At 51.2% G+C, this 26,417-nt stretch carries 19 protein-coding genes and 1 other annotated feature; of the genes, 6 read left to right on the forward strand and 13 right to left on the reverse strand.

Going from position 1 to position 26,417, the window contains the following annotated elements:
* Window positions 1-3: 3 nt before the first annotated feature.
* From T320_RS06180 to T320_RS06190, 3 genes are all read right to left on the reverse strand, one after another.
* Window positions 4-1,527 (reverse strand): LPS-assembly protein LptD, encoded by a 1,524-nt coding sequence (locus T320_RS06180; protein ID WP_051608624.1) that lies wholly within the window; start codon window positions 1,525-1,527, stop codon window positions 4-6.
* A 171-nt stretch (window positions 1,528-1,698) separates the two neighbouring features.
* The gene (locus tag T320_RS06185) at window positions 1,699-3,087 is read right to left on the reverse strand and encodes an aspartate ammonia-lyase (RefSeq protein WP_026759725.1); all 1,389 of its coding nucleotides are present in this window, start codon (window positions 3,085-3,087) and stop codon (window positions 1,699-1,701) included.
* 201 nt (window positions 3,088-3,288) lie between these two features.
* The gene (locus T320_RS06190) at window positions 3,289-4,716 is read right to left on the reverse strand and encodes a DASS family sodium-coupled anion symporter (RefSeq protein WP_037354028.1); all 1,428 of its coding nucleotides are present in this window, start codon (window positions 4,714-4,716) and stop codon (window positions 3,289-3,291) included.
* Between the two features lie 179 nt (window positions 4,717-4,895).
* On the opposite strand from T320_RS06190, the gene T320_RS06195 reads away from it, so the two are divergent.
* The 3 genes from T320_RS06195 (at window position 4,896) to T320_RS13925 (ending at window position 9,503) form a co-directional block, all read left to right on the forward strand.
* On the forward strand, window positions 4,896-6,269 hold the full coding sequence (locus tag T320_RS06195; RefSeq protein ID WP_051608625.1) for a sensor histidine kinase: 1,374 nt from the start codon (window positions 4,896-4,898) through the stop codon (window positions 6,267-6,269).
* Window positions 6,266-7,141 (forward strand): response regulator, encoded by an 876-nt coding sequence (locus T320_RS06200; RefSeq protein WP_026759723.1) that lies wholly within the window; start codon window positions 6,266-6,268, stop codon window positions 7,139-7,141. The genes T320_RS06195 and T320_RS06200 overlap by 4 nt, the downstream gene beginning before the upstream one ends.
* 184 nt (window positions 7,142-7,325) lie before the next feature.
* Window positions 7,326-9,503, forward strand: coding sequence for a GGDEF domain-containing protein (locus T320_RS13925; protein WP_051608626.1), 2,178 nt, complete (start codon window positions 7,326-7,328; stop codon window positions 9,501-9,503).
* 73 nt (window positions 9,504-9,576) lie between these two features.
* On the opposite strand, the gene T320_RS06210 is transcribed toward T320_RS13925, so the two are convergent.
* The 4 genes from T320_RS06210 to T320_RS06225 all read right to left on the reverse strand — a co-directional run bounded on the left by T320_RS06210 (window position 9,577) and on the right by T320_RS06225 (window position 14,442).
* Window positions 9,577-10,176: a hypothetical protein gene (locus T320_RS06210; RefSeq protein ID WP_037354031.1), complete on the reverse strand. Its 600-nt coding sequence runs from the start codon at window positions 10,174-10,176 to the stop codon at window positions 9,577-9,579.
* Between the two features lie 213 nt (window positions 10,177-10,389).
* Window positions 10,390-12,102, reverse strand: coding sequence for a phosphoenolpyruvate--protein phosphotransferase (gene ptsP, locus T320_RS06215; protein WP_026759720.1), 1,713 nt, complete (start codon window positions 12,100-12,102; stop codon window positions 10,390-10,392).
* A gap of 107 nt (window positions 12,103-12,209) precedes the next feature.
* Complete coding sequence (locus T320_RS06220; protein ID WP_026759719.1) at window positions 12,210-12,476, reverse strand: HPr family phosphocarrier protein; 267 nt, start codon at window positions 12,474-12,476, stop codon at window positions 12,210-12,212.
* Between the two features lie 286 nt (window positions 12,477-12,762).
* A complete protein-coding gene (locus T320_RS06225; protein ID WP_037354034.1) occupies window positions 12,763-14,442 on the reverse strand; it encodes a sigma 54-interacting transcriptional regulator in 1,680 nt (559 codons plus the stop codon).
* Between the two features lie 243 nt (window positions 14,443-14,685).
* Between T320_RS06225 and T320_RS13930 the strand changes: the two genes are divergently transcribed.
* The 3 genes from T320_RS13930 (at window position 14,686) to T320_RS06245 (ending at window position 18,974) form a co-directional block, all read left to right on the forward strand.
* Window positions 14,686-15,864, forward strand: a complete 1,179-nt coding sequence (locus tag T320_RS13930; protein WP_051608627.1) for a hypothetical protein — start codon at window positions 14,686-14,688, stop codon at window positions 15,862-15,864.
* A gap of 15 nt (window positions 15,865-15,879) precedes the next feature.
* Window positions 15,880-16,791 (forward strand): PRC-barrel domain-containing protein, encoded by a 912-nt coding sequence (locus T320_RS06240; protein ID WP_026759718.1) that lies wholly within the window; start codon window positions 15,880-15,882, stop codon window positions 16,789-16,791.
* A 125-nt stretch (window positions 16,792-16,916) separates the two neighbouring features.
* On the forward strand, window positions 16,917-18,974 hold the full coding sequence (locus T320_RS06245) for a methyl-accepting chemotaxis protein (RefSeq protein ID WP_037354036.1): 2,058 nt from the start codon (window positions 16,917-16,919) through the stop codon (window positions 18,972-18,974).
* A 71-nt stretch (window positions 18,975-19,045) separates the two neighbouring features.
* Here the strand turns inward: T320_RS06245 and T320_RS06250 are convergent, their stop codons facing one another.
* The 6 genes from T320_RS06250 to mqnE form a co-directional block, all read right to left on the reverse strand.
* Window positions 19,046-20,383 (reverse strand): MFS transporter, encoded by a 1,338-nt coding sequence (locus T320_RS06250; RefSeq protein WP_037354039.1) that lies wholly within the window; start codon window positions 20,381-20,383, stop codon window positions 19,046-19,048.
* Between the two features lie 37 nt (window positions 20,384-20,420).
* Window positions 20,421-20,679, reverse strand: a binding site (T-box leader).
* 63 nt (window positions 20,680-20,742) lie between these two features.
* A complete protein-coding gene (locus T320_RS06255; protein WP_037354041.1) occupies window positions 20,743-22,434 on the reverse strand; it encodes a vWA domain-containing protein in 1,692 nt (563 codons plus the stop codon).
* Between the two features lie 6 nt (window positions 22,435-22,440).
* Window positions 22,441-23,364: an AAA family ATPase gene (locus T320_RS06260; RefSeq protein WP_156032756.1), complete on the reverse strand. Its 924-nt coding sequence runs from the start codon at window positions 23,362-23,364 to the stop codon at window positions 22,441-22,443.
* A 30-nt stretch (window positions 23,365-23,394) separates the two neighbouring features.
* Window positions 23,395-24,246 carry an MTAP family purine nucleoside phosphorylase gene (locus tag T320_RS06265; RefSeq protein ID WP_037354043.1) on the reverse strand — a complete coding sequence of 284 codons (852 nt, stop codon included), beginning with the start codon at window positions 24,244-24,246 and terminating at the stop codon, window positions 23,395-23,397.
* A gap of 58 nt (window positions 24,247-24,304) precedes the next feature.
* Complete coding sequence (gene mqnC, locus T320_RS06270; protein WP_037354146.1) at window positions 24,305-25,330, reverse strand: cyclic dehypoxanthinyl futalosine synthase; 1,026 nt, start codon at window positions 25,328-25,330, stop codon at window positions 24,305-24,307.
* Window positions 25,330-26,415: an aminofutalosine synthase MqnE gene (mqnE, locus tag T320_RS06275; protein WP_037354044.1), complete on the reverse strand. Its 1,086-nt coding sequence runs from the start codon at window positions 26,413-26,415 to the stop codon at window positions 25,330-25,332. The genes mqnC and mqnE overlap by 1 nt, the downstream gene beginning before the upstream one ends.
* Window positions 26,416-26,417: the final 2 nt, after the last annotated feature.

The raw sequence follows: 26,417 nt of genomic DNA on the forward strand, positions 1-26,417 counted from the left end.
TGATTACCACGGAGTAAACTGCCAGCGAATATTCCAACTGTTTTCCTTAGATCTGTAACGTACAATCATTTGTGTGCAATGGAAGTCATGATACCAATAGTAATCAACCTTTAGCCATTTTCTGGCTTCCATATCATAACGTGAACCAACAACAAAACGATTCTTGCTGTCTAGGCGGTAACTCAAACCACAATCTATTCTACGCGCTGTAGACGCAGTATCATATTTAAACAACGAATTTCTCTGGTTTGATTGACTGTAATAGTAACCTGCATAAGCTGCCCAACGTTCATCGAAGTCCTTGGTTAACAATGCCGACCAAGACCAGCCATTTACCCGCGATTTATTATAAGATTCTGTAGTAATACTATATCCCGTGCTAAGATGTAGCGCAAACCGATGAAATCTTATGGCATCACGACTAAGACTAATACCATATTGACCATGATTACTATGAATTCCTTTATTATACCAACGGCCATATTCAGCACTCAGGCCATAGTTAAGATGCGTATCACCAATTTTATGCCCATAGCTCCAGAATACAGACGGCTGCTTCTTTATCCAATTGTTATCGCTATCTTCAAAATGACCATAAGTCACTCCGGCACGCATACCAGCATTGTTCCATGTCACATTATAATTACTACGCCAGCCATCCTTGGTCGTCACATGCAAATTAGCATTCGCCGCTACATGCTTCGCTACCGGTTGGCTAAAATCCCACTGTAACCAAACGCCATCATCATTATCGTACCCAATTTTAGGAAAGTTTTCGGTGCCACTTTCCCCAGCCTTCACCTCATAATGCTTGCGTGAATATATGGTCTTCCCACGGATACAGAATTTCACATTCTCCATCACAGTCTTATCGTTGGGATATATCGTTATTTTTTTTGCCTTTAACTGATAGTCCGGATTCTTCGCCCCACATTTAGTTTGTGTTCCTTCAAAAATCACGATACGGTCAGGATAAAATTCCACACGCTTGCCCGTAATATACTGATTACCAGCCTTGCCCTTGATATTATCCATAGCGCCCGTACTCTTGCCATAATTATAATGGGCTTTGTAACCGTCTAAAGTCACTCGCACCTGCCCCGGCGTCATCTGGAGCACATGCGCCTTGTCGGGAACAAACACATCCTGGGTCTTGGTATTGCCGTTAACTTCTGCCCCTTGGAACCGATGAGCATCCATCTGCACAATATCCACGTGGCCCTTAGCTACAAAACTGCCGTCTCGTTCGTCATAGGTCAAATCATCCCCTTCGAAGGCCACAGGCATAGCCTTTGTCTTGTCCAAGGGATAACGCAGATTCTTTTCCAGTGCCTTGGCATCTTCCAGCAATTTCTTCTGTTCATCGCTAAGACGATTTTCCCGTTCAGCACGATGACGGTCTTCAATATAGTCCAATGCTGAAACGCCTGTACCCGAATTAGAGTGGTATGCCGCCAAAGCAACTCCACTTGGCAAAGGAAGCATTACCGCTACTGCCAACAATCCTGCAAGCTTATGTCTATTCATCAAAATTACTCCTATCGTAAGGATTTAGCCAAAAGTCAACATCTTTATAATATAACATACAGGGTATTAACGCAAATATTTCCTACATAAATAATAGAAAAAGAGGAAGCGTGACTGATTTTCACAGCCACACTTCCTCTTTATGGAAATGTTATTTGGGTTACGCTAAATTCAGCCGGCAATGCCCGGAGTGGTCATTTCCTTCGGGGAGAGAATCTTTTCCATCTTCTCCTTGGAAATGAGGCCCTTTTCGAGGATGACCTGACGAACGGGTTTGCCCGTGTTGTAGGCTTCTTTGGCAATCATCGCGGAATTTTCATAACCGATGTGGGGAAGCATAGCCGTTACAACACCTACGCTCTTGTCGAGCCATTCCTGGCACTGTTCCTTGTTCGGCTGCAGGTCAAGCAGCAGTTTTTCCACGAAGGTATCCACTGCGTTGGTCATGTACGTCATGGAGTTGAACATATTAAAGCTGATAACCGGCTCCATAACGTTGAGTTCGAACTGACCATTTTCTACGCCCAAGGAAACAGCAAGGTCATTCGCTACTACCTGATAGCAGGCCTGGTCGAGAACTTCAGCGATAACCGGATTTACTTTGCCCGGCATAATGGAGGAACCCGGCTGACGCATCGGCAGTTTGAGTTCGTTGAGGCCACAGCGCGGACCGGAAGCCATCAGACGGAAGTCGTTAGCCATCTTGATGAGTACGAGAGCCGTAGTCTTCATAGCGCTGGAAACATCGGAGAAACCATCCGTGTTGTTGGTAGCATCAATGATGTTGTCAGCGGTCACATATTTTTCACCAGTTACTTCCGACAGGGTCTCAGCAACTTTCGTGATGTAAGCCGGTTCTGCATTGAGGCCCGTGCCTACTGCCGTACCGCCCATGTTTACCACATGGATGCTGTCGATAGCGTGGTTGATGCGGTCAATGCCACGGCGAACTGCGGATGCATAGGAATGCATTTCCTGGCCCAGCGTAATGGGCACAGCATCCTGCAGATGAGTACGGCCCATCTTGAGGATATCCTTGAATTCTTCGCCCTTCTTGTCCAGTTCATCAGCCAGTCTGCCAAGGGAAGCCGTCAGCTTCTTGCCCTTGTGGGACAGACAAACCTTAATACTGGTCGGGAAGGTATCGTTCGTGGACTGTGCCATGTTGGCATGGTTGTTGGGGCTGATGATATCATAGCTTCCTTTCGGTTTGCCAATGATTTCGAGTGCCCGGTTGCAGAGAACTTCGTTGACGTTCATGTTCACGGAAGTACCAGCGCCGCCCTGAATGGGGTCAACGGGGAACTGATCCAAGAATTTGCCAGCAATGATTTCATCGGCAGCCTGAATCAAAGGCTCACCGACTTCCTTCGGCATACGGCCTGTAGACATATTTGCCATTACCGTAGCCTTTTTGACCTTGGCATAAGCCTGAACGAAATCCGGGTCAATCTTCTGGCCCGTAATCTTGAAGTTCGAGATTGCACGGGTAGTCTGTACACCATAGTACACGTCATCAGGAATTTCCAGTTCGCCAAGGAAATCATGCTCTTTTCTCATTTTGCTCCACGTTCCTTTCTTTCATAAAAGATAACCCAACATAACATCTCTTTTACCGAGTCGAACTATAAGTATCGTTTATGCTCTCATAGTTCTTTGACTTGCCTATATTGTATCATGTATACAAAATACACGCAAGTACATTTTTAAGAATTTGTCCACGAATTTATATTCGTGGACAAATTCTATTGCTGACCAACCTTAAAGCATCCCAATTACCTTCATCACCGGCAGGCCTACGCCCATCCAAACGATTACATGCAGTACCGTGATGATGAAACCAATCTTCCACCATTCACCCTGGCCCATGAAGCCGGCACCGAAGAAAATCGGGGTAACACCGCAGCCATAATGGGTGAGGAAGGATGCGCTGTTGCAGAGTGCGCCGAAGAGAATCAGCACGCCGAGTACCGGAGCACCAGCAGCCACGAGAATCGTCGCGAAAGCAGCGAAGAGTGCCATGATATGTGCCGAGTTGCTGGCCAGCAGATAATGAGCGAAGGTATAGATAATGCTGAGAACTACCAACATCATAATCCATTCCATGCCTGCGAACTGAGCAGCCATCACATCGGCGAACCATTTCATCAGACCGAACTTGGAGAGGAAGGCGGCCATGTTAACTAACACGCCCATCCATACAAGTACGTCCCAAGCAGCATGCTGATGTGCCACATCCGACCAGTCGAGAATCCCCGTCAGAAGCATGGCAGAAAGACCAAGCAAGGCAACAAATGCAGAGTCAATCCCATGATAGGAACCCGTTGCCCACATAATCAAAGCAATCACGAAGATGAAGCTCAGGATGATTTCCTTGGAGCTCATGGGGCCCATCTCAACCAGCTCACGGCGGGCCAGTTCCTGCGTTTCCGGAGTGTTCTTGAGTTCCGGGTTAATGAGTTTATAGAGAATATACGGTGTAGCCACGGTCAGGATAAGACCGGGGATGATGCAGGCCAGGAACCAGTCTCCCCAGCCAATCGAGGTGCCGAAAATCTGCTGTGCCAAGGTGTTGCAGAGCACGTTGTTGGAAGCACCCGTCAGGAAGATACAAGCGGAAGTGATAACTGCCGCATAGGCGCTGAACATCAGGAATGCACCCGTGCGCATATTGGTCTTCTTGTCCACGTCCGAGCCAACGGCAGCCGTGATACTGCGGACAATCGGGAAGATGATGCCGCCGCCGCGGGCCGTATTGGACGGCGTGAACGGTGCGATAACGAAGTCAGCGGCACTCATGACATAAGCAACCCGCAGCGTACTGCTGCCGAATTTGGAGAGCAGCATGTAGGAAATGCGTTTGCCAAGACCGGTTTTAATGAAACCTTCTGCAAACATGAAGGCGGACACGATTAACCAAATCGTCGTGTTGGAAAAACCTGCCAGCGCTTCGCCGGTTTTCATAATACCCAAAATTGGCAGCAGCGTCAGCGCAATCAGTGCGATAGCACCGATGGGCATGGGCTGGAGAATGAAACCTGCGATAGTTGCGATAAAGATGGCCAAGAGGCCCCAAGCCTGAGCAGTAACTCCGGCCGGTGCGGGAATGAACCAGATAATTGCACCGATGGCCACACACATCAGGCCGCGAATCAGCGGGCTTAATCCCTGATTTTTCGAGTCAGACATTTTTTCTACCTCCTCATAACTAGACCACCATAAGTCTTAGTTGAACGAAATTATAATTGCTGTTTGACTTATGGTATGATTGATGGTAATAATATAAATGCGTGACTATAAAAAACTATATAATCCGATAAGCAACGATTATTATTTTATATATAAAATTTCTCAAAGGAGTTTTTCCTATGAATGATGGCAAGCCTACCCGACAGGACTGGCTAGTGCTGCTCTTTATGATTATATTGGTTCCCCTGGCAGGCGAACCGAAGATGCACCCCTTCAGCGGGGACTTCGCCAACTTCCGCGTCAGCTTTGGCTCGCCTGTGTTTTTGCTGTTTCTCATCTGGCTCAGTACCTTTCCCCGCCTCTTTACCGGCGCTGTGGCCGGTGCTGCGGTCATGCTGTTCCGCACGGGGCTTGATGTGTTCTACGGCGACGACATACTGCTGGCCTTCATTGAGCACATTCCCAATTTCTTCTACTATTTTGTCTACGCCCTCTTCTTCGCGCTGCCCCAGCTCAGCCGTAAATCCATCTACGAGCAGGCTTTGGGCATTGCCTTTTGGGCGATTATCGCGGAGGTTTTTGCCAGCGTCGGCGAACTGGCGGCCATGAATGCCATCGCCTACCAGCAGTCGGAAACCTTCACCATTGGGATGCTTGTGCGACTGATACTGATTGCCATTCTGCGGTGTTTCTTCATCCTCTCGTTCTTCTTCCTGTTTCAGCTCTACAACACAGAAATGCGGCTGACCCGCAAGACCAAGGAAAAAGACCGGCTCACCATGCTGATTGCCGGGCTATACGAAGAAGTATTCGAGCTGAAATGCTCTCTGCAAAGCGGCGAAGCTGTTACCCACGACTGTTACAACGTCTACGTCCAGCTAAAAGACAGCGCCCAAACACCAGAAGATGAAGCACTGGCCAATGAAGTACTACGCATTGCCGGCCAATGTCACGATATCAAGAAAAATCAGCAGCGCATTTACGCAGGACTGCAGGAGCTGACCCAAAACCGCCGGGTCGATGACTATATGTCTCCGGACAAAATCGCCCGGCTCATGATTCATACACAAAAAAAATACGCCCGCTCGCTGGGCAAGGAAATACATTTTGCCAGCCATGTGCCTGCCGGACTGCCACCGTTGCACGCCTTTATGCTGCTGTCTATCCTCAACAATCTTGCAGCCAATGCCGTAGAGGCTATCCCCTGCCGGGGTACCATCACCTTGACCATTGTCGGCGGCACTGGCGATGGACGGCTCAAAATCACCTTGGAAAACACCGGCAGCTTTATCTCACCACGGCGTTTGGAGCAGGTCTTCACGCCGGGCTACACGACAAAATTCGACAGCACCGGCAAGGCTTCCAGCGGCGTGGGGCTGACCTATGTAAAACATCAGACAGAAACATTAGGCGGCACCATCGAATTGACCTCAGACGGCAAAGATAAAGTTATCTGCCACTTAGATTTGCCCTGTCAAAAACTCCATAAACCTGCCGCCCCCGCACCAACGAAAACTCCCCCCAACACGATAAATAAAGGAGAGCCCTTATGAATATAATGCTGATTGACGATGATGACGCCGTACGCATGATGCTGCAGGACATCATCGAAGACTATAATCTAGGCGATGTAACCGACTCCCTAAACAATGCTACGGAATTAACCAACGAACTTCTTTCCCGCCGCCAGACAGACATCCTCATCATCGATATGCTGATGCCCGGCATTGACGGCATTCAGGCGGTGAACCGCATCAAAAAAGACTTTCCCGGCAAAATCGTCATGCTCTCGCAGGTGGAAAGCAAAGATTTAGTCGGCAAAGCCTATGAAAACGGAATTGACTACTATATAATGAAGCCCCTGAACCGCAACGAAATTGTCAGCGTGCTGAAAAATGTCAGCGAACATCTGCGGCTGGAGTCCTTTGCCCACAATCTGCAAAACTCCCTGCTGAGCCTCAATCCACAGGCCGCACCTGCCCCAGCCCCCAAGGAAAACCTGCGCACTCGGGCAGAAAACCAATTGAAAGAACTGGGCATCTTAAGTGCGCCGGGAGCGCAGGACCTGCTGAACATCGTTGCCTATATCGAAAAATGCGGCGGAGAAATCTCTGCCCTCAAGGGCCTCTTTACCGCCGTAGCGGAGCAGAACGGCGCCAGTGACCCCGCCCGGGAAGCCAAAGCCATGGAACAACGGCTGCGCCGCACCATTTTCCAGGGCCATATCAACGTGGCCAGTATGGGCGTGCTGGACTACACCAATCCCAAATTTGAGGACTACGCGCCCCTATACTTTGACTACAACGACATCCGCAATACCATGCGCCTGTTGGAAAACGAGGAAAAACCCAGCCCTTCTCAAGTTCATATCAACATGAAAAAATTCATTTATGCACTTTATGACACCGTGCAAAGGGATAAATAAGCCAGCTTTATCGACAGTTATCCACAAAATTGTCCACATTATCCCCAATATCTGGGGATAATCTGTGCATTATTTTCTCTTTTATCCACAAATCCTGCCTTTTATCCACAGGCAGGATTTTTTCTATCCCTCACGAATTAAGACAGCAGAAACACTGCTCTTATTATGCATAGGAGAATGACATATGAAAGCACTGCTGTCATTTATTATCAGCATTTGCCTCCTGCTGGCTATGCCCGCCAACCAGCTAGAAGCAGAAGACCTGAACATCCGGCTTGGCTATATACAGCCGGACAACAGCCTAGTCAATCCCCATGTCCTGCGGCAATACTATACCAGCTATCTGGACGAACTCTCCAAACATACGGACTGGGATTACCATTTGGTCAACATCAATGCCAGCACAGCCTTTGAACGGTTGTTCGCCGGGGATATTGACCTGCTGCTCTCCGTGGAATATCCCAGTTCCCTAGGCCTAAAGGGTGGCATTATCTACAGCACCATCAACTTTGGCTATGATGTAGAGGGCCTGTACTCCCGCATTGGAGAAACGCGCTTTGACCCCCACGATTTGAATACGCTGACCGGAGCCCGGGTGGGCATTATCACCGCCCGCCCCATCAACCAGCAGTTTGAACTGTTCCAACAGAACAACAGCCTGAATTTCGCCGTAAAAGCCTTCGCCAACCAGCAGGAGATGCTGGCCGCTTTACAGGCAGGAAGCGTTGACCTCGTAGTGGACACCGCCACCAACACCATGCCCGAGGAACAGTTTCTTTTGGCCTACAGCCGGATTCCCGTGCGTGCTGCCGCCACAACCGCCAATCGGGACAAACTGGTCAATCTGGAAAACGCCATCAACCGGCTCAATATGGAAAATCCTCATTTCGAGCCTCAGCTTTCCCATACGCTGGCGGAAAAGCTCGACTTCCAGCTGGTGCATTACACGCCCCAGGAAAGTCAGTATATCAAGATGTCAGCGCCATTGCGGGTTGCCATTTACGGTGGGGTTTATCCCTATGTTATCTACGATGAGGCCCAGAAAAAAGCCCTCGGCATTTATCCCGACCTTATCAGCCAGCTGGTGAAAAATTCCGGTCTGGAATTTACCTATGTCCATGTACCCACCTATGACGATGCCGTAAACCTGCTGAAATCCGGACAGGCGGATTTGATGCTGGACATCTATGCGGGGCCTGAAGACCATCATCCCTTCTACTACACCAATCCCCTAACGACCCTCCCCTATACCTTCATCGGCTCCACAAGTCAGACGCCATCTTCTGCTGACAACATAAAACTGATTGTCCCCCGCCCCGAACCATCGCTGATGAAGTTCTTGCAGCAGAAATTCCCCTCCTGGGACATCACAGCCAGCCCTGCACCAGCCGCCGAGGCGCTCAACGCCCTTGACCAGAAGCCCGGAACTCTGGCGCTCATCCGCAACTCCATGCTGGAAATCGACCGTCCCCTGATGCTCCATCCTGATCTGGTCATTATCCCCGATGCCTCCATCAACGTGCCCATAAGCATCATCATCGCCCCCAGCCAACCCCGTATTCTGCAGGGCATTCTCAACAAAGCTATCACCCAGACCGACCCGGAAAAGCGCCTCCATATCATCCAGAAGCACATCATCAAGGCACGTCCCGGCTTTTCCCTGCAGCATATCCTCACCTTCTACCCCCTGCAGACCGGACTTGTCTGCGGGTTGATTCTGCTGCTGCTGGCCATCATGATCTTCCTCGACCACCATAGCCGGGCCATGTCCAAGGCCAAAAAGCTTCTACAGGAAAATAACACGAAACTCAAGGCCACCATCCTTGAATTGCAGGAAACCACCCAGAGCAGGGAGTTCTACAAGGAAAAAGCAGAAATCGACGCACTTACCGGCGTTTTGAACAAAGCGGCCATTGAGACCATCGGTCAGGAAATGCTGAACACTCCGTTTCAGCAGAGCCACTGTCATGCCCTCTTCATCATCGACCTGGACCACTTCAAGGAAGCCAACGATACCCTGGGGCATCAAAAAGGCGACGAAATCCTGCACCATTTTGCCCTGAATCTCGTCCATATTGTGCGGTCCCATGATGCCGTCGGCCGCTTCGGCGGAGATGAGTTCATCCTCCTGCTGCAGGATTTCCCGCAGGAAGCCATCGCCTCTGTAGCCCGTCGCGTGATGGAAGCAGCACACAGCCTCGAACCTGCCAGCGACAAGTTCCCCGGCCTGTCGGCCAGCATTGGCATCGCCCTGTATCCCGTTCACGGCAATGACTATCAGGAACTTCTGCACCATGCCGACCAGGCTCTATACTATGTAAAGGAACACGGCCGGAACAACTGGTCCCTGCCTCATCAATAACATCCCCCAGCATTCCATACAATCGGTTTATAAAAAAGCTCGCTGCGAGACATTGTCTCCAGCGAGTTTTTACTTATTTTATGTTAAGCGTCGCTATGGATTTCTCCGCGGCTTCCTTCATCTCCTGATCTCCTTCGGGGTAGAAAAATTCGATGATAAAAAACTCATTATCAAAATTAAGGCCCACACAGTCCACACTGAACGGTATATTTTTATTGTTGACCATGGCGATCTTGGCGCGCGTTATTTCCTGCCCATTTAACTTCTGGCTTTCCATGGACTTTATCTCCGGATGTTTTTCCGCGATATTGACAGCCCACATAAAAGTTCCCAAGTTGTATTTTACCACATCTTTCGGATCATCCAAACTGCCGTGGAGCACATCAATTACCATCCGGTCAGACTCGTTTTGATAACGAACGGACTCCTTCACCGGGCCATTTGGATGCGGGTCTGCTACACGCTTGAGCGCAAACGGCATCTTCATTACCACCTGACCGCCATCATTCTTAGGCAGGCTCACCGTCTCCCAACCAGCCGGCACGGAAACATCTTCACCACCGCCATGGAACTTCAATCCCGAAGAATCGGCTTTTATCATACAACCCGCCGATGCCACCATCACCATCAGCATCATCATTGCCAGAAAAAACTTGCCCATACTTTTCTTCATTTTTACTCCTTCCACTTCTCAAAGAAATACCGTGCCACAACATCCCTCGGCACGGTGTTACCGTTTATGGTCTGCTATAAGATTTATTCCATAAACAATGATAATGCATCTATATTAAAATGGCCTTAAAAAAGAGATAATTTCCAGTTAAATTTAAGCCTAAAAAAGCCCTGAACAAAGGCTTTTATCCTTTATTCAGGGCTTTCTATAATATTACAGTACCTTGCTCAGGTATGCTTTGATTTCGTCGCCGTCTTCCATCTTCATCACGTCAGCGAGGATTTCCTTAGCCTTCGTGGAGCTGATGTTGCGGATTTTTTCCTTAACACGCGGAATGGACGGAGCGCTCATGGAGAGTTCGCTGATACCCATAGCCATAAGGATTACAGCAGCGTTCGGGTCGCTGGCCATTTCACCGCACATGCCGGCCCAGATGCCGTTTTCACGAGCGCTGGTGATGGTGCGCTGAATGAGCTGCAGTACAGCCGGGTTGAAGTGGTTGTAGAGTTCAGCGATGTTGGCGTTGCCGCGGTCGCAAGCCAGCGTGTACTGAACGAGGTCGTTCGTACCGATGGAGAAGAAGTCTACATACTTAGCGAGTACCGGCGTCATTACAGCAGCCGCCGGGGTCTCAACCATGATACCAACCTGTACATCTTCAGCATAAGCCTTGCCTTCATGAGCCAGTTCCAGCTTAGCTTCTTCGATGAATTCCTTAACCTTCTTGAATTCTGCTACGTTGATGATCATCGGCACCATGATACCAACTTTGCCGTATACACCAGCGCGCAGGATAGCTTTCAGCTGCGGCAGGAAAAGGTCCTTGCGCTGCAGGCTGATGCGAACTGCACGGTAGCCCAGGAACGGGTTTTCTTCTTCCGGAATGTTGAGGTACGGCAGGGGTTTGTCACCGCCGATATCCATGGTACGGATAACGCAGAGGTTGCCCTGGCACTTTTCAACAGCTTCTTTGTATGCCTTGAACTGGTCTTCTTCATTGGGGATATCCTGACGGCCCATGAATACGAACTCAGAACGGAACAGGCCTACGCCCTTAGCACCATATTTGAGAGCGTTATCAACGTCCATATGCGTGCCGATGTTGGCCATGAGGTCAACCTTCACGCCGTCCGTCGTAACAGCCGGCAGGTCTTTGAGCTGAGCGTAATGAGCAGCCAGTTCCTGCTGCTTCTTGATTTTTTCGTTGTAACCAGCCAGTTCTTCTTCGCTGGGGTTCACGAGAATCTTGCCTTCTTCGCCGTCCATGATAACATGGTCGCCGTCAGCAATCTTGTCGATGCGGTCTTCTTTGTTCAGGCCAACGATGGTCGGAATAGCGCGGGCTTTGGCAATGATAACTGCATGAGCCGTCGTGGAGCCGGAGCCCAGGATAACACCGGCAATCTTGTCGGTCGGCATGCCAGCGATAACGGAAGGCTCGATTTCACGGCCGCAGAGGATAACTTTTTCGTCACCCAGTTCCGGCTCTTTAACGCCCAGGATGTACTTAGCTACGCGCTTACCTACATCACGGAGGTCAACTGCACGAGCTGCGAAGTATTCATCTTCCATCATCTCGAACATCTGTGCCTGTTCTTCAGCAGCTTTGAGGACAGCCTGCGGAGCATTGGCATCTTCTTCGAGCTTTTCTTCGATTTTCTGGGCCATCATGGGGTCCTGCACCATCATGCGATGCGCTTCCATGATTGCAGCCTGCTCAACCATGTTCTGCTTCTGCAGACGGTCGATGTTTTCACGCAGGGTTTCTGCTACGGCGGTCAAAGCGTCCTGAGCCTTCTTGCTCTCCACTTCTTTGGATTCCGGCTGGTAATTTACCAGATAGCCGTCCAGGTTCTGACCTGCCAGCATGATTTTACCGATGGCGATACCGGAAATAACGCCTTTACCTCTGATTGCTTCTGCCATTTTATTTCTTTCCCCCTGATTGTAAATACGATACATACAAGAAACGCCTTCCTCCAAAGTTCCAATCCTTGGAAAGAAGGCGATTCCTAAGATTCCAATTTAGTAAATTATTCTTCGCCGAACTTGGAATCAACGAGGTCTTTCAGAGCCTTAACTGCATCTGCTTCGTCCGGACCGTCTGCAACGATGGTGATTTCCGTGCCCTTAACGAGACCCATGCTCATGATCATGAGGATGGATTTAGCGTCAACGGTCTTACCCTTAGCCTGAATCTGAACCTTGGACTTGAACTTCGTAGCCGTCTGTACGAAGATGGAAGCCGGGCGGGCATGGATACCAGTCTTGTTTTCAATCGTTACAATTTCCTGAGTCATTTCTAAAACCTCTCCATTCTTAAAAAACCACAACATATCCTAACCGCTAAACAGCGGTTTATGAACTATAATGTTGCTAACTGCCTTATATAAATGCAAACAGCGTGCCAACTTTTGTAAAAACTTGGTAATTTTTTCGCAAAAGCCCTGCCAGCAACCCATAACGATGTTAAAAAATAATATTTATCCCTCTGCAGTTCCCAGCTAACAATAATTGTTTCGGTAAAATTTACCAACTCACGTCATTTCTCTGGTAATTTTTGCCAATCATGGTATTTTTTACCAATTATACCAATCCGTATTTCCGGGCTTTGGCCGCCACCGTCTTGTGCGTGATTTTTAATTCCTTAGCGGCGGCATTGAAACTGCCACACTGTTTCAACGCCTTGGCAATGATGCGCTTCTCATATTCCTCCCAGGGGAGCACGGCGCTTTCCGTTTCGAGGCGCTGCACCTCCCTGTCCGCCGCTTCGCCCTTGATATAGGAAGGAAGTGCCGCAACCGTAATGGTGTCGCTGTCCATGAGGGTGATAACCCGCTCAATGACATTTTCCAATTCCCGCACATTGCCCAGCCATTTGTAGCGCATGAGGATATCCATAGCTTCAGGCGTAATACTGCGGACAGTCTTACCGGTACTGACGCTGACCTTCTCGATAAAATGCTCCACGAGCAGAGGAATGTCATCAATGCGGTCCCGAAGCGGCGGCAGGATGATGGGAATGACGTTGAGACGGTAGTACAAATCATCGCGGAAGGTTCCGTCCTTCACCATATCTTCCAAATGGCGGTTGGTGGCGGCAATAATTCGCACATCCACATGAACAGTTTCTTCACCGCCGACACGGTCAAATTCCTTCTGCTGCAATACACGCAGAAGCTTGACCTGCATCTTCTTGTCCATCTCGCCGATTTCATCGAGAAAAATCGTGCCGTGGTCGGCCAGTTCAAACTTACCGAGCTTGCGCTTCACCGCGCCGGTGAAAGCGCCCTTCTCATGACCAAAGAGTTCCGATTCCAGCAGAGTGCCGGGAATAGCCCCGCAGTTCACGCGGATAAAGGGTCCTCTGCGCCGCTCACTGGCATAGTGAATGCCCTCGGCAATGACTTCCTTACCGGTGCCGCTTTCCCCGCGAATCAGCACCGTGGCCGAGGATTGCGCCGCCTTGGAAGCCAATGCCAGCACGTCAATGACCTTGCCGCTTTTGCCGATATAGTTGGCAAAGGCGTTGGCGGTCTTTTTCGTGCGCAGAAGTTCCTGTTCCAAATACTCTGCTCTGGCTGATACCTGCGACAATCTGGCCATAAGGTTTTGCAGTTCCGTAATATCCTTGATGACCGATACAACACCCGCGATTTCACCGTTGATGAAGATGGGATTGACATTGGCTACGACCGTTGTGCCATCCTTCTTGCGGCTGATGCTGCCAATGCGGGCCACACCAGTGCGGAGCACCGCACAGCGATTGCCATCCGGCGCTGTCTTAAAGACATTCTGCCCCATGACCATCTCAGGCGTCTTATGGACAATGCGCAGGTAAGACGGATTCACATAGGTAATCTCTCCGGTTCTGTCCACCACGCAGATGCCGTCCTGCACCGCCTCCAAAATCATCTGCAGGCGTTCCTGCATCAAGGCATTTTCATGGAGCAGCTTATCCATCTCATGGATTTTTCCCGGCTCCCGCAGCTCGAAGTCGCCTTCCAAAAAGCGTACCATCTCGTAGACTGCCTGCCGCCCGGCATCACCTTCCGCCGATACAAAGACCGAATCGCCTTTGCCGATTTTGAGCGCGACGAGCTTCATCAGACTGCGCATCTCAAACCGCTCACTGCGCTGACTGCGCAAAAACAGAGGCGTTGCATATTTTTCGCCGAGTTCCCTTGCCCGCTGGACAATCATGGCCGCAATGCGGGCATGTATGCCGCTTTCGTGGTGAACCACAGCTTCCTGTTCATACATCATCTGGCCATCGTTCCTTTCTTCCCTTCATTATACTATAACTCCAGAGCAAAATCAGCGAGTAACAATAAGAATACAAATATTTATCTGCACAAATCCACGAGAATATGGTATACTGTGGGGGAAGGTTCGCTAATTTTGCACAAATGTGTAAACACTGGCAGGAATTTTCCTATTATTGTCGAAAAGTTTATAAGATGGTGAGTATATTTGCATAATGCTCACTTTCAGGAAGAGGTGAGAAACATGACATTTATCCTGATAACAGGATCCATCATGGCCATCAGCATCTTCCTCATTTATCGGCTATGTCGCTTTTTTAACATCGAGATGAAGTGGACTTCGCTGGTGCTCTGTGCTGTGATGGCCTTCATCGTCAATGGCATGGCAATCACCATGAGTCCTTTCCTCGACCGCGGGCATTACCTGCGACTAGGGATATTGGTCATAACGGCAGCGGCAGTGGTGACAATCTTCAACGAACGAATGCTGCGCCGGGAGGAAGCTCTTGCTGGCAATTGCACAGTTCTGCCCACCGAGCAGCTGCCTGTGGAAGAAGAACCGCCTACAGAAGATATACTGCCGGCAACAATGCAGGAACCTATGGCCGAAATGACCCCGTCCGAACCTGCTATCCCCTTAGAAACAGCACCGGTAGAGCAGCCCACAGCGGTTCAGGAAGTTCCCCCAGAAGAAAACTCTGCAGCTCCGCAGAAGAACAACGAAGCAGAAAAAGCTGTCGAAGAAGCAAAATTAGCAGCTCAGGCTATCGCGGAAAAAGAAGCCAAACTTGCAGCAGAGAAGGCCGAAAAAGAAGCGCAGGCGATTGCCGAAGCCAAGGCCAGAAAAGAGGCCAAGGAGCGGGCTGAACAGAAGAAACGCGAAGCTGCTGCCCGCAAGAAAGCAGAGGCCGAGGCGAAGGCCAAAGCCGCTGCCGAAGCAAAGATTCGGGCAGAAGCAGAGGAAAAAGCGCGTCAGGAACTTGCTGCGAAGCGTCAGGCTCACGAACAGGAACTCAAGCAGGAGCTTGCGAGCATGGACAGCCTCGATGCCATTTTGGACTTTGCTTACGAAGCCAAGGATGCACAGCCCAAAGATGCCATCTTTGCCTATCACGAAGCCATTTCCCGCTACGGCGACGACGACTACACACCGTTCCTCGTCATCGAGCTGGGCAACCTTTATAAAGAACAAGCCAATTACAGCGGTGCCATCGCCGCTTACAAACAGGCACTTACCATGCCTATCATTGCCAAAAACGATGCCATGTGTCAGGAGTTCACCAAGAACATCCACTATCTGGGCACCGTTCAGGATATACTTGCCAAACATGCTGCGCTTTCTACGCCTTTCCCGCAAATTCCGGGAGATATCATGCAGGAAATCGAAACCGAATTCCAGGCTCACAGTGGCAGCGCAAAATAATTGGAGGAATTTTTAATGAAGAAAAGTGTAGAAATCCTTGGTCTTCCTATCATCAGCATTACGGAAGGCCGCGAGCTGGGCGTCAGCAAAACGCTCCTTATCGATGCTAAGAACGGCACAGTAGCAGCTATCACCATCGAAGATGCTGACTGGTACCGCGGTGTAAAACTCATTCCCTATGAGTCCGTTATTGCTATCGGTGACGATGCCGTAACCATCACCAACAGCGAAAACATCCTGACTTTGGATGCTGCTGGCGACTACGAAGCTCTGCTGGATGAAAATATCCGCATCATCGACACCAAAGCTATCACCAAGTCCGGTACGATTCAGGGCAAAGTAACTGAACTCTACATCGGCGACGATGGCAAAATTGAAAAATGCGAAATCACTGCACCCGATGGCACCACTTCCGACATTGCAACCGACCAGATTTCCATCTTCGGTAAGCAGGTAACGGTTATTGACCCCACCGGGGAAAAAAAAAATAATGTAATGCCCAGTGCTCCTGAGGCTCCGAAAGCTGCTCCCGCACAGCCGGAAGCACCGAAGGCCGAAGCAGCACCGAAAGCTGAGGAAGCTCCCAAGGCTGCTGAGCCTGCCAAAGCAGAAGAAGCACCGAAGGCTGATGCTCCGAAAGAAGAAGCAAAACCTGAGCCCAAGAAAGAAGCTCCGAAAGCTGCTCCTGCTCCCAAGGCTGAGCCCAAGAAAGAGGCTCCGAAAGCAGATGCCGCCAAACAGGCCGCTGCTGACAAAGCGTCTGAAGAACGCCATCGCCGATTTCTCCTGGGCAAGAAAGCCGCTCGCGACATTAAGATGGATAACGGCATCGTTATCGTAGAAGCAGGCCAGGACATCACCGAGGAAGTTCTCCAGAAAGCAAAACTGGCTAACAAGTTCATCGAACTTTCCATGAACGTACAGTAAGATAACAAAAATCCCTTCCGCAGATTGCGGAGGGGATTTTTTCGTGCGGGCAGGAATACGTTCCCCCGGTCGCGAAATAGTAACGAAAACACAGTTGTTTCGTGGCCAGAAAGGAAGGGATTTTTATGCGCAAGCCACAAGGAAGTATTAAGACATTATTCGTCGTCAGCATCATCCTGCTGACTGGTATACTGCTTTCTATCCAGACCTTTATCAACATTGGACAATTCAAAAGCAGTATGGAAGACCAGGTAAAAGCCACCCTGACCGAGCAGTCCGGCGCCATTGCCGGGAAACTTGACCAGCGCATTTTGCAGGTAGCTCAGAAAACCGCAGGGCTGGCCCGTGGCGTCACCCAGCTGAAAACCTATGACACAGATGTCATGTACGGCATGGCAGACGGCTATGTACTCTCTGACCCGCTGATCATCGGCAGTGGCTTTTGGTTCGAGCCCTTCGCCTATCAAGCAGACATCGATTACTTCGGCCCCTACCGTGCGAAAAACGACAAGGGCTCTGTTGACTTGGACATGGAGTACAGCAACGCCGAATACGGCTACACCAAATTCGACTGGTACCAGAACGCCATGAAGGCCCCCGGCAAAGTAGCCTGGACCGGCCCCTACCTTGACGAAATAACCGGCACAACCATGCTGACCAGCGCCGCCGCCGTACAAAAGGACGGCAAAAATGTGGGCACTGTCACCGTGGATATCGGCATCACCGAACTCGAAGACTATGTCAAAGGCATTCAGGTCGGTCAGAACGGCTATGCCTTCTTGGTCAGCCAGGAGGGCTTCTACCTTGCTTCCCGTGACGACAGCAAGAACATGAAAGCAAAAATCACCGAAGAATCCTCCCCGGAACTGGCCGCCTTGGGCAAGAAAATCGTGGGACTCACGGAAGTATCCCTGACGGAAAGCGCGGTATTCGGTGAGGACAGTTATGTGATGGCCGCACCACTCTGTATCGACAACATGAAACTGGTCCTTGTGGCACCCAAAGCCGACTATACTGGCCCCATCACCAAATCCATCTACCTCAGCATCATCATGGCCGTATTGGTTATGGTAATTCTCTGCACCGCCATGATTATGATTTTCAACCGACGTATCGGCGGCCCCATCCATCACCTCATGGAAGAAGCCGCCAAAATTGCCGACGGCAATCTCCAGAGCCAGCTCCGTATCACGGGTGACGACGAAATGGGTGCCCTTGGCAACTCCCTTAACCATATGGTAGCCAACCTACGCAAGGTTATCGGTCAGGTCAACGATATGTCACAGCAGGTGGCTGCTGCCAGTGAAGAACTCACCGCCAGTGCAAACCAATCTGCCCAGGCCTCCCACATGGTAGCCGACAGTATCGTCTCCATTGCCGAAGGTGCCAGCGAGCAGGCCAGCGATGCCGGCAATATCCAGGCCACCGCCGAACAGGTGACCGAATCCGCCCAGGACATCGTCAAAGGCACCAAACAGGTCTACGACCATGCAATACAGGCTAAGGACAGAATCACCACAGGACGCCAGTCCATCGTACAGGCCGTGGAACAGATGAATAACATCACCGCCAGCACCGACAGCATTCAGGCCTCCATTGAAAAGCTCGACACCAGCTCGCAAAAGATTGCCGATATCGTGCAGATGATTACCGGCATAGCTGAACAGACCAACCTGCTGGCCCTGAACGCCGCCATCGAAGCGGCCAGAGCCGGAGAAGCAGGCCGTGGCTTTGCCGTAGTTGCCGACGAAGTACGCAAACTGGCCGAAAGCTCCAACCAGTCCTCCCAACAAATTGCCGAGCTGGTTCAAAGCAACCTACAGGATATGAAATCAGCTGTTGAAGCCAGCCACAGCGGTGCCCAAAGCGTACAGTCCGGCATTGCCACCGTGCAGTCCGCCGACAAAGTCTTTGAAGAAATCGTCGCTGTCATAGACGACTTGACCAACCAGATACAAACCATCGCAAAAGGCATCGAATCCATGGCCGCAGAAAACGAACGTATGCTGCAAGCTAGCATCAATATCGCCAATACCAGCGGCAAAAACTCCGACGAAGCCCAGTCCGTATCCGCCGCCGGCGAAGAACAAAGTGCCTCCATGCACGAAATCTCCGACGCCGCCCGCAATATGGCAACACTGGCCGGAGATTTGCAGGCAGAGATGCAGAAGTTTAAGTTGTAATATAATCATTCACGCCAAAGGCCGTTCCCACGAAGGAACGGCCTTTCTCTGCCTCTTTATAACACCTTTGCTTATTCCGTTGCCAAAACAGCTTCTTCCTCCGCTTTAAGCTGTGCCATGTCCTCACGGACTTCGCCGTTCCAGCGGTATTTGACGGTCAGCACCAGTACGGCAGCAGCCAGCATGAAGGCGGCCATGATGTAATATCCCAAATCAAATGCGCCAGTATTGGTCTGTACCCAGGCCATCATATTCGGACCTACCCAACCGCCGATATTGCCGCAGGAATTGATGAGAGCGACAGAAGCAGCCGCGGCCGGGCCGGTCAGGAAAGTGGTCGGAATCGTCCACCATACGCCCATGGCGGCGTAAATGCCGATAGCAGAAAGGCACACGAGGAACAGGGCCATGCCCATGCTGTCCACCAGTGGGGAGCAGCCAAGACCGATAGCACCAACCAGCAGGGCGCCTGCCACATGCCAGACTTTATCGCCCGTCTTTGTCGAAGTATGGCCGATAATCACCTGTACCACGAGAGCAGCAATCATGGGAATAGCGATAGCGCCGCCCAGGAGGCTGGTTGACCAGCCGGAAAGTCCTTTGAGCACCGTGGGCATCCAGAAGTTGAAGCCCCAGAAACCTACTACCCAGAGGAAATAGATAAGACAGAGTTTCAGCACCTTTGGCTCGCAGAAGGCCTGCCAAACGGTGTATTTTTTTACGCGATGCATAGCAGCCTGTTCTTCTTCATACACTTTATTCAAGTATTCCTTTTCCGCATCTGTGAGCCAATGGGCCTGTTCGGGGCGGTCTTTGACGGCGAAGAAGAAATACACCGCAAACGCCAGCGCGGGCAGTGCTTCGAGGATAAAGAGTTCCTGCCAGCCGTGCAGGCCGAACAGGGAAGTTTCGAGCAGAACACCAGCCAATGGCGCACCGATAATCGTGGAAATCAACAGCGATGTCAGCATCAGTGAAGTTGCTCTTGCACGCTCCCCAGCGGCAAACCAACGCGGGAATAATACCGAATAGATGACCGGATACAAGCTGGCTTCTGACGCCCCCAGCAGGAACCGGCACAGGTAAAATTCCGACGGTGTTTTCACGAAGGCCATATACACGCACACCAATCCCCAGGTGAACATGATACGGGCAATCCACTTTGTCGCGGAGAACTTCGCCGCAACCAGCGAGCCGGGCACTTCAAAAATCAGATAGCCCACGAAGAAAATTCCGGCGCCCATGCCGAAGATTTCCGGCGTCAGCCAGGGCATATCTGCCGTCATGGTGAGTTTGGCGTAAGCAACATTGACCCGGTCAATGCAGGCAATGATGGACACCAGAAACACTGGCAAAATGATGCGTAAGTCCCGCTTGCGCTTGAGTCGTTGTAAGTCTAAAGCTTCCATAAATAATCCTCCCTTTCAATAAAAAAAGCCCGTCCCGCGAAGGGACGGACTCATTATCCGTGTTACCACCCAAATTCCCTGCCTGTTTTTATGACAGGGCACTCTACTACGTACCAGCATACGCGGCTTCTGTAACGGGAAGCCCCCGTGGCCGCCTACTGCCTTTGACATGTCAAATGCGTTCAGCACCATATCTCAAGGATGATTTTCCATTTCTGCTGGACTATCGGCTTACACCATACCCGATTCGCTGGAAGTCTGCTGGGAAATGTACTCTTTCCTCTCATTGACTGTATCTGTATTGTGGATTATTGTTTTCTTGAACACGTTTATTATCTTAGCACCGGAGTGTAAAGTTGTCAACCGCTATGCGAAAAAATTTCCTTCTCCAGCATATCTCCTACTTTGTTGGCCATATGCGATAAATCCTGCAGATGAATATAGTCGGAGCCATAGATTTTGCCTGCTGCCTCCGTCACCAGCTCCGCGGAAATCACGCTGTTTATCAGCGCCATAACGGCAAATCCCTGCGCTTTCAGATACTTAACACCCTGGGCTGCATCTTCCCTTGCCGGAAGGCCGCCGTAAATTGTGGCGGTGCCAAGGCCCTCGGCTGGAATAAGCTGCTCATCGCTAGGGTCGGCATCGGTCAGGATAAAAAGCAACTTCCTGCCGGGCATCTCTCCCCAAAGCTCCGGCACCGCCCGCAGGGCCAGCCCGTCCCGGTTCCAGCCCTGCGCCTTGTAAGCGAAGATTCCCCGACTTGAACTGTCGTCAAAGCCTTTTAGCAGGCGCAGAATTGTGCAGCCGCCCTGACTGAAAAAGGAGGCCGCTGCCAATCGGATTCCCGCCTGTCCCAAGGCCTCGGCCAACAGATACGCCTGCGTAGCAATCACCATCTGCCGCCCCTGCCGGGAGTCCGAAGCATCCAGCAGCAGCATCACGGAAAAATCAGCATAGCTTACCTTTTCCGCCGCCGTAAAAACCCGGCTGTCCTGCAATTTCACGCCCCGCCATACCCGGCCGGGTGCCAGGCGTCCGCTGCGGGCCGGCAGTTCCATGGGCTGGCGGTGTACGAGCAAAGCATTTTGCAGGCGGCGGGTAAGTTCCCGTAATTCCGTATGGAACCACATCTGTTGCTGCTGAAAAAATTCCCAATTCTCACTTTGCACGTTCCCCGTTTCTCCGGTAAACCAAAGCTGGGCATGGCGATGGATGCCCCGGCAAAGTTTTCCTTCTATCCCGCTTAACCGTTCCTGACTGAACAACGGCTCGCCGTAAAGGCGGCTAAGTTCCGCCTCTGACTTCCTGCCCACCTTCACCCCCGGCCAAAAGGATTTTTCCTCAGCCACATTTTCACCTGCAGCAGGCAGCAGCATGCCCGCCGCAAAATTCTCCCCATAGCGACTATGCAGGGGCAGAATTTTATGCAAAAGTGTCTTGAGCCTTGGCGATAAAGAAAAGTGCAGGGCTTTGCGCGGGGCACCGTACCAATGAAAGCGAAAGAAGCGCTTGATAATCCGCTCCATGGCGGCAATGATTTCCTCAGTACTCATTTGTCCTGTAAACTGCAGGGCTTTATAAAGTTTCCTGTCCCAAGGGTTTAAGAGTTCCGGCTTACCGCCCAAAATCTCCCGACAGCGGGCGCATTTGAGATTATGGGCCAGTTCCTGCCGCAGCATAAGCTGTTGAAAGGACAAGTCCACATCCTCCCGCAGAAACCGCGCCGCATGCTGACGGCGCAAACTTGCCAAAACAGGGCGGGCAGGCAGTTCCTTTTCATAGGCCGCCGCTTCCAGTCCCAACCAGAAAAGATCCACAAAGAGCTCTCCCAGCAGGGATTTATCCAGCGTATTTTGCAGGTAAGCGGTCAGTTTTTCTGCATCATAATGACGGTGAACCAGTCCCACAATTGAATTGAGGTATAAATCCGGTTCACCGTCTGCGTAAAAGGACAAAAAGGCCGGGCGAAAGTCATAGCGCCCTGCCGCTGTCCAGACAATATTGCGTGCCCGTTTCTGCCGCTGGGCATGAAGATTTTCCTTTGACATGTCAAATTACCCCGCAAAGATTTCTTCCCTGCCCCAGTCCGCCGGCAGGCGCAGGGCGATAATGTCCTCAGCCAAAGCCCGCTCCTGCAAATCAAAGCATTTGCCCGTGAGCCCCATGGAAAAAGCCTGTCCCGCCGTAAGCCCCAGCTTAATGAGACGCAGGGATTCCAATAATCCCCGCAAGTCCAGCGCCCGGCCAGATATTTCCCGGGCTTCGTATTTCTGCCGCAGGTCGAGGAACAAAGCTACCATTGTGCGGGCAGCATTTTCCCGCAAATCCGGGAATTCGTATTTTAACAGGGAGGTAAGCTCGCTTTCGCCGGGCACCGGCATATGAATGACCACAAAGCGGGATAGCAGCGCCTCATTCAGTTCACGCGTGCCGCTGTAGCCATAGTTCATGGTGGCGATAAAGCGGGTGGCAGGATGAAGGTTTAAGCGGTCATAGCCCGGCACCTCCAGCTGGCGCCGATGGTCGAGCAGCGAATGGAGCACCGCCAAGGCCTCGTTGCGGGCCATATTGATTTCATCGAGGACGCAGATGCCGCCCGCCGTCACGCACTCATGGACAGGGCCGGGCCGGAAGCAGACTTCGCCGCCTTTGAAAGTGTCCATGCCAATCAGATAAGATGCATCCACATCAATATGAAAGGACACATTCCAAAGTGGCCGCCCCAAGAGCAGCGCCAGATTCTCTGCCAGAATATTTTTGCCTGTGGCTTTAGGCCCTGCCAGCAGGAGGTTTGCCCCCGCCAACAGAGCCGTCAATGCCGCTGTTAAAATTTCTGTGCCAAAGTAGGGAAAACGGGGCGTATTTACCTCCCTTTTTCCCTGCCAGGGATTAGCCTCACGAAAGGCCGCAGCCTGCGCCAAAAGCTCAGGCCGCAAGCCCTGTCCACCGAAAAAATTCCTCATTTCCTCCGCTGTCAAAACGAGTCACCTCCCAGGTGCTATCCGCCGTTAACCTTTGGCTGACACTTCGTTATATACGTCCTTGAGCAAGGTTTCCTTGCGCAGGGACAGACATTCGCACTTTCTGTCGTCTGCATCCACATTGCGGATGGTTTCAAGGATAATCTCACCAATCATCGGCGCATCATCGTAGAAGATATCCGCCATATCCTGATGGGACCATTTTTCCTTAATCCCCTCGCCGTAGTTCACCGTGAAGTACAGGCCTGCATAGCAGGCACCGATTTCGCGCGCCAGATAGACCTCGGGGCAGATGCTCTGGCCCACGATATCGGCATGGCCGTTCATCATGGCCACTTCGGCCGGACTTTCAAAATGGCGGCCATCGGTTACCGCATAGGTCCCGCGGATAAATACCCGGCCGTCAAAACGCTTCTTAGTAGCCGCAATCAAAGCCTGCCGCATTTCCGGGCACAGGGCATCACGCATCACGAGCAGATAGCGGCCATCGAGCATCACATCCTTGCGCACGGAAAGGTCGAGATAATCATCCGGAATGATGAAGTCCCGCAAATCGAGCAGCTTGTTGACGGTGCCTACACCACCTTCGGAGATAATGCGCTTAACACCAGCTTCGCGGAAAACCCAGAATACCTGCCGCGAAGCATCCGCTCGGGTTACGCCGCTGCGCCAGCCGTGCATCTTGACGGTGAGCACCCGCTTTTCGCCCACACGGAACAGGCGCATAGCGGGGCTTTCGCCGTAAGGCGTATTAAAGCGCAGATTGTCGGCCAGAATTTCTACATCCTTATCGGTCACGTTGGCCGGAAAATTGCTGGATAATGTACCCGAGCCGCCGACTACGGCGTAGGCGGCTGCGGGGATTTTATGGTCATTCATCGTCTTCACACCTCATCCGCCCCTTACGGGGCACCTTTCCCTCAAGGGGAAGGCTTTTTTAATATCGTCTTATTACATTATATTCTGTATCACGCTGAGCGGGCTGTTTGCCTGCGCCCTTTATCAGTTCCGTCATCTTATTGATGGACATTTCATACTGCGTACCAGCGGCCCGCACGACATTTTCTTCGAGCATGATACTGCCGAGGTCATCGGCGCCAAAGCCCAAGGTCAACTGACCGATGCGCTCGCCCTGCGTGACCCAGGAGCCCTGGATATGTTTGATATTGTCCATATAGAGGCGGGTCACGGCCAAAGTCTTCATATAATCCCAGCCGCTGGTCTTTTCGCCGCCCAGTTCCGTATTACCGGGCTGGAAGGTCCAGGTGATAAAGGCGCGGAAACCACCGGTCTTATCCTGCAGGCGGCGGATTTTTTCCATATGTTCAATGCGCTGTGCCATGGTTTCGCCAAAGCCGATAACCATGGTGGCTGTACTCTCCATGCCAATGCTATGGGCGCATTCCATGACATGCATCCAGTCCTCGGTCATGATTTTCTTGGGGCTGACTCGCTTGCGCACTTCGTCCACAAGGATTTCCGCACCGCCGCCGGGCAGGCTGTCCAGCCCCGCTTCCTGCAGACGCTTCAGCGTATCGAGAATCGAAAGTCCTGCCTGTTGGGCAAAATACTGGATTTCCGTGGCCGTAAAGGAATGAATCGTAATCTGAGGGAATTTCTCCTTGATACTGCGCAGCATCGTTTCGTAATAATCAAGACCTAAGTCCGGATAAAGCCCGCCCTGAATCATGACCTGCGTACCACCTGCCGCTACAGTTTCCGCAACTTTGGCCAGAATCTCCTCATTGCTCAGCAGATAGGCGTCCTTGGACTCCTTGCGGCGGAAGAAGGCGCAGAATCTGCACTCATTCTTGCAGACGTTGGTATAGTTGATGTTCCTGTCCACAATAAAGGTCACCGTATCATCAAAGAGCTTTCTTCGTGCATTATCCGCCTGTATGCCAAGTTCAATGGGGTCGCCATTTTTCAGCAGGTCAATACCTTTTTCTTCACTAAGCCGCATCATTCCTGCACCTCCCGATAAAAAGTATCCCGCTGTACTGGTTCATAGCCCGTCTCACGGATAAATTTCTCCAAATCCGTGCGGGTGATGCCCGTGTTAGTCTTAGCGCCGGCGGCATGAATGATTTTTTCCTCACCAATGGTGCCGTCCAAATCATCCGCTCCAAAGCCCAAGGCCAATTGCGCAATCGGCATGGTCAGCATAATCCAGAAAGCCTTGATATGGTCGAAGTTATCGAGAATCAGGCGGGACAGCGCCAGCATCTTCATATCTTCCCAGGAACCCACGCGCTTGAGGCTGCGCTCCTCGCCCAGTTCCGTATGCTCCGGATGGAAGGGGAACAGCATAAAGGCCTGAAAACCATGCGTCTCATCCTGCAAATCCCGCAAGGTAATCAAATGCTGCAGACGTTCCTCAATGGTTTCCACATGACCATACATGATGGACGCATTGGTGCGAATGCCGAGCTTATGCGCCGTGCGCATAACTTCCAGCCATTCATTCGTGGTGGCTTTCTTCGGGCAGATAATCTCCCGCACCCTGTCCGAAAGAATTTCCGCCCCGCCGCCAGGCAGGCTGTCCAGGCCTGCCTCTTTAAGCTCGGTCAGCACTTCTAAAATGCTCTTGCCGCTGATTTTGGCAAAGTTTACGATTTCCACGGGCGTGAACGCCTTGACATCCGCTTCTGGCAGTGCCGCCCGCACTTGCCTTACGATATTCTTGTAGTAGTCAAAATCCTTATCGGGATGCAGGGCGCTGACGATATGAATTTCCGAAAGATTTTTGAGTTCTTTGGCACTGTCCAGAATCTTGGCCACATCATCTGTTTCCAGTACAAAGCCGCGCTTGTCCCCATCCTTTACCTGAAAGGCACAGAGCGGGCAGTTGGCACTGCAGATATTGGTCAGATTAATATGACGGTTTACGGTATAAAAGACCTTTTTGCCGCTTTTGACTTCCTTCATGCGGCGGGCGCATTTAGCCAGAAAGAGCAGGTCATTGTCTTCGTAGAGGGCCAACGCATCTGCCAGAGTCAGCCGTTCCCCAGCTTCCGCCTTTGCCCGTGCGCGTTGCATGTTGTCCATAG

Source organism: Selenomonas sp. FC4001 (assembly GCF_000701565.1).
In the GTDB taxonomy this organism is placed as follows: Bacteria; Bacillota; Negativicutes; order Selenomonadales; family Selenomonadaceae; genus Selenomonas_A; species Selenomonas_A ruminantium_B.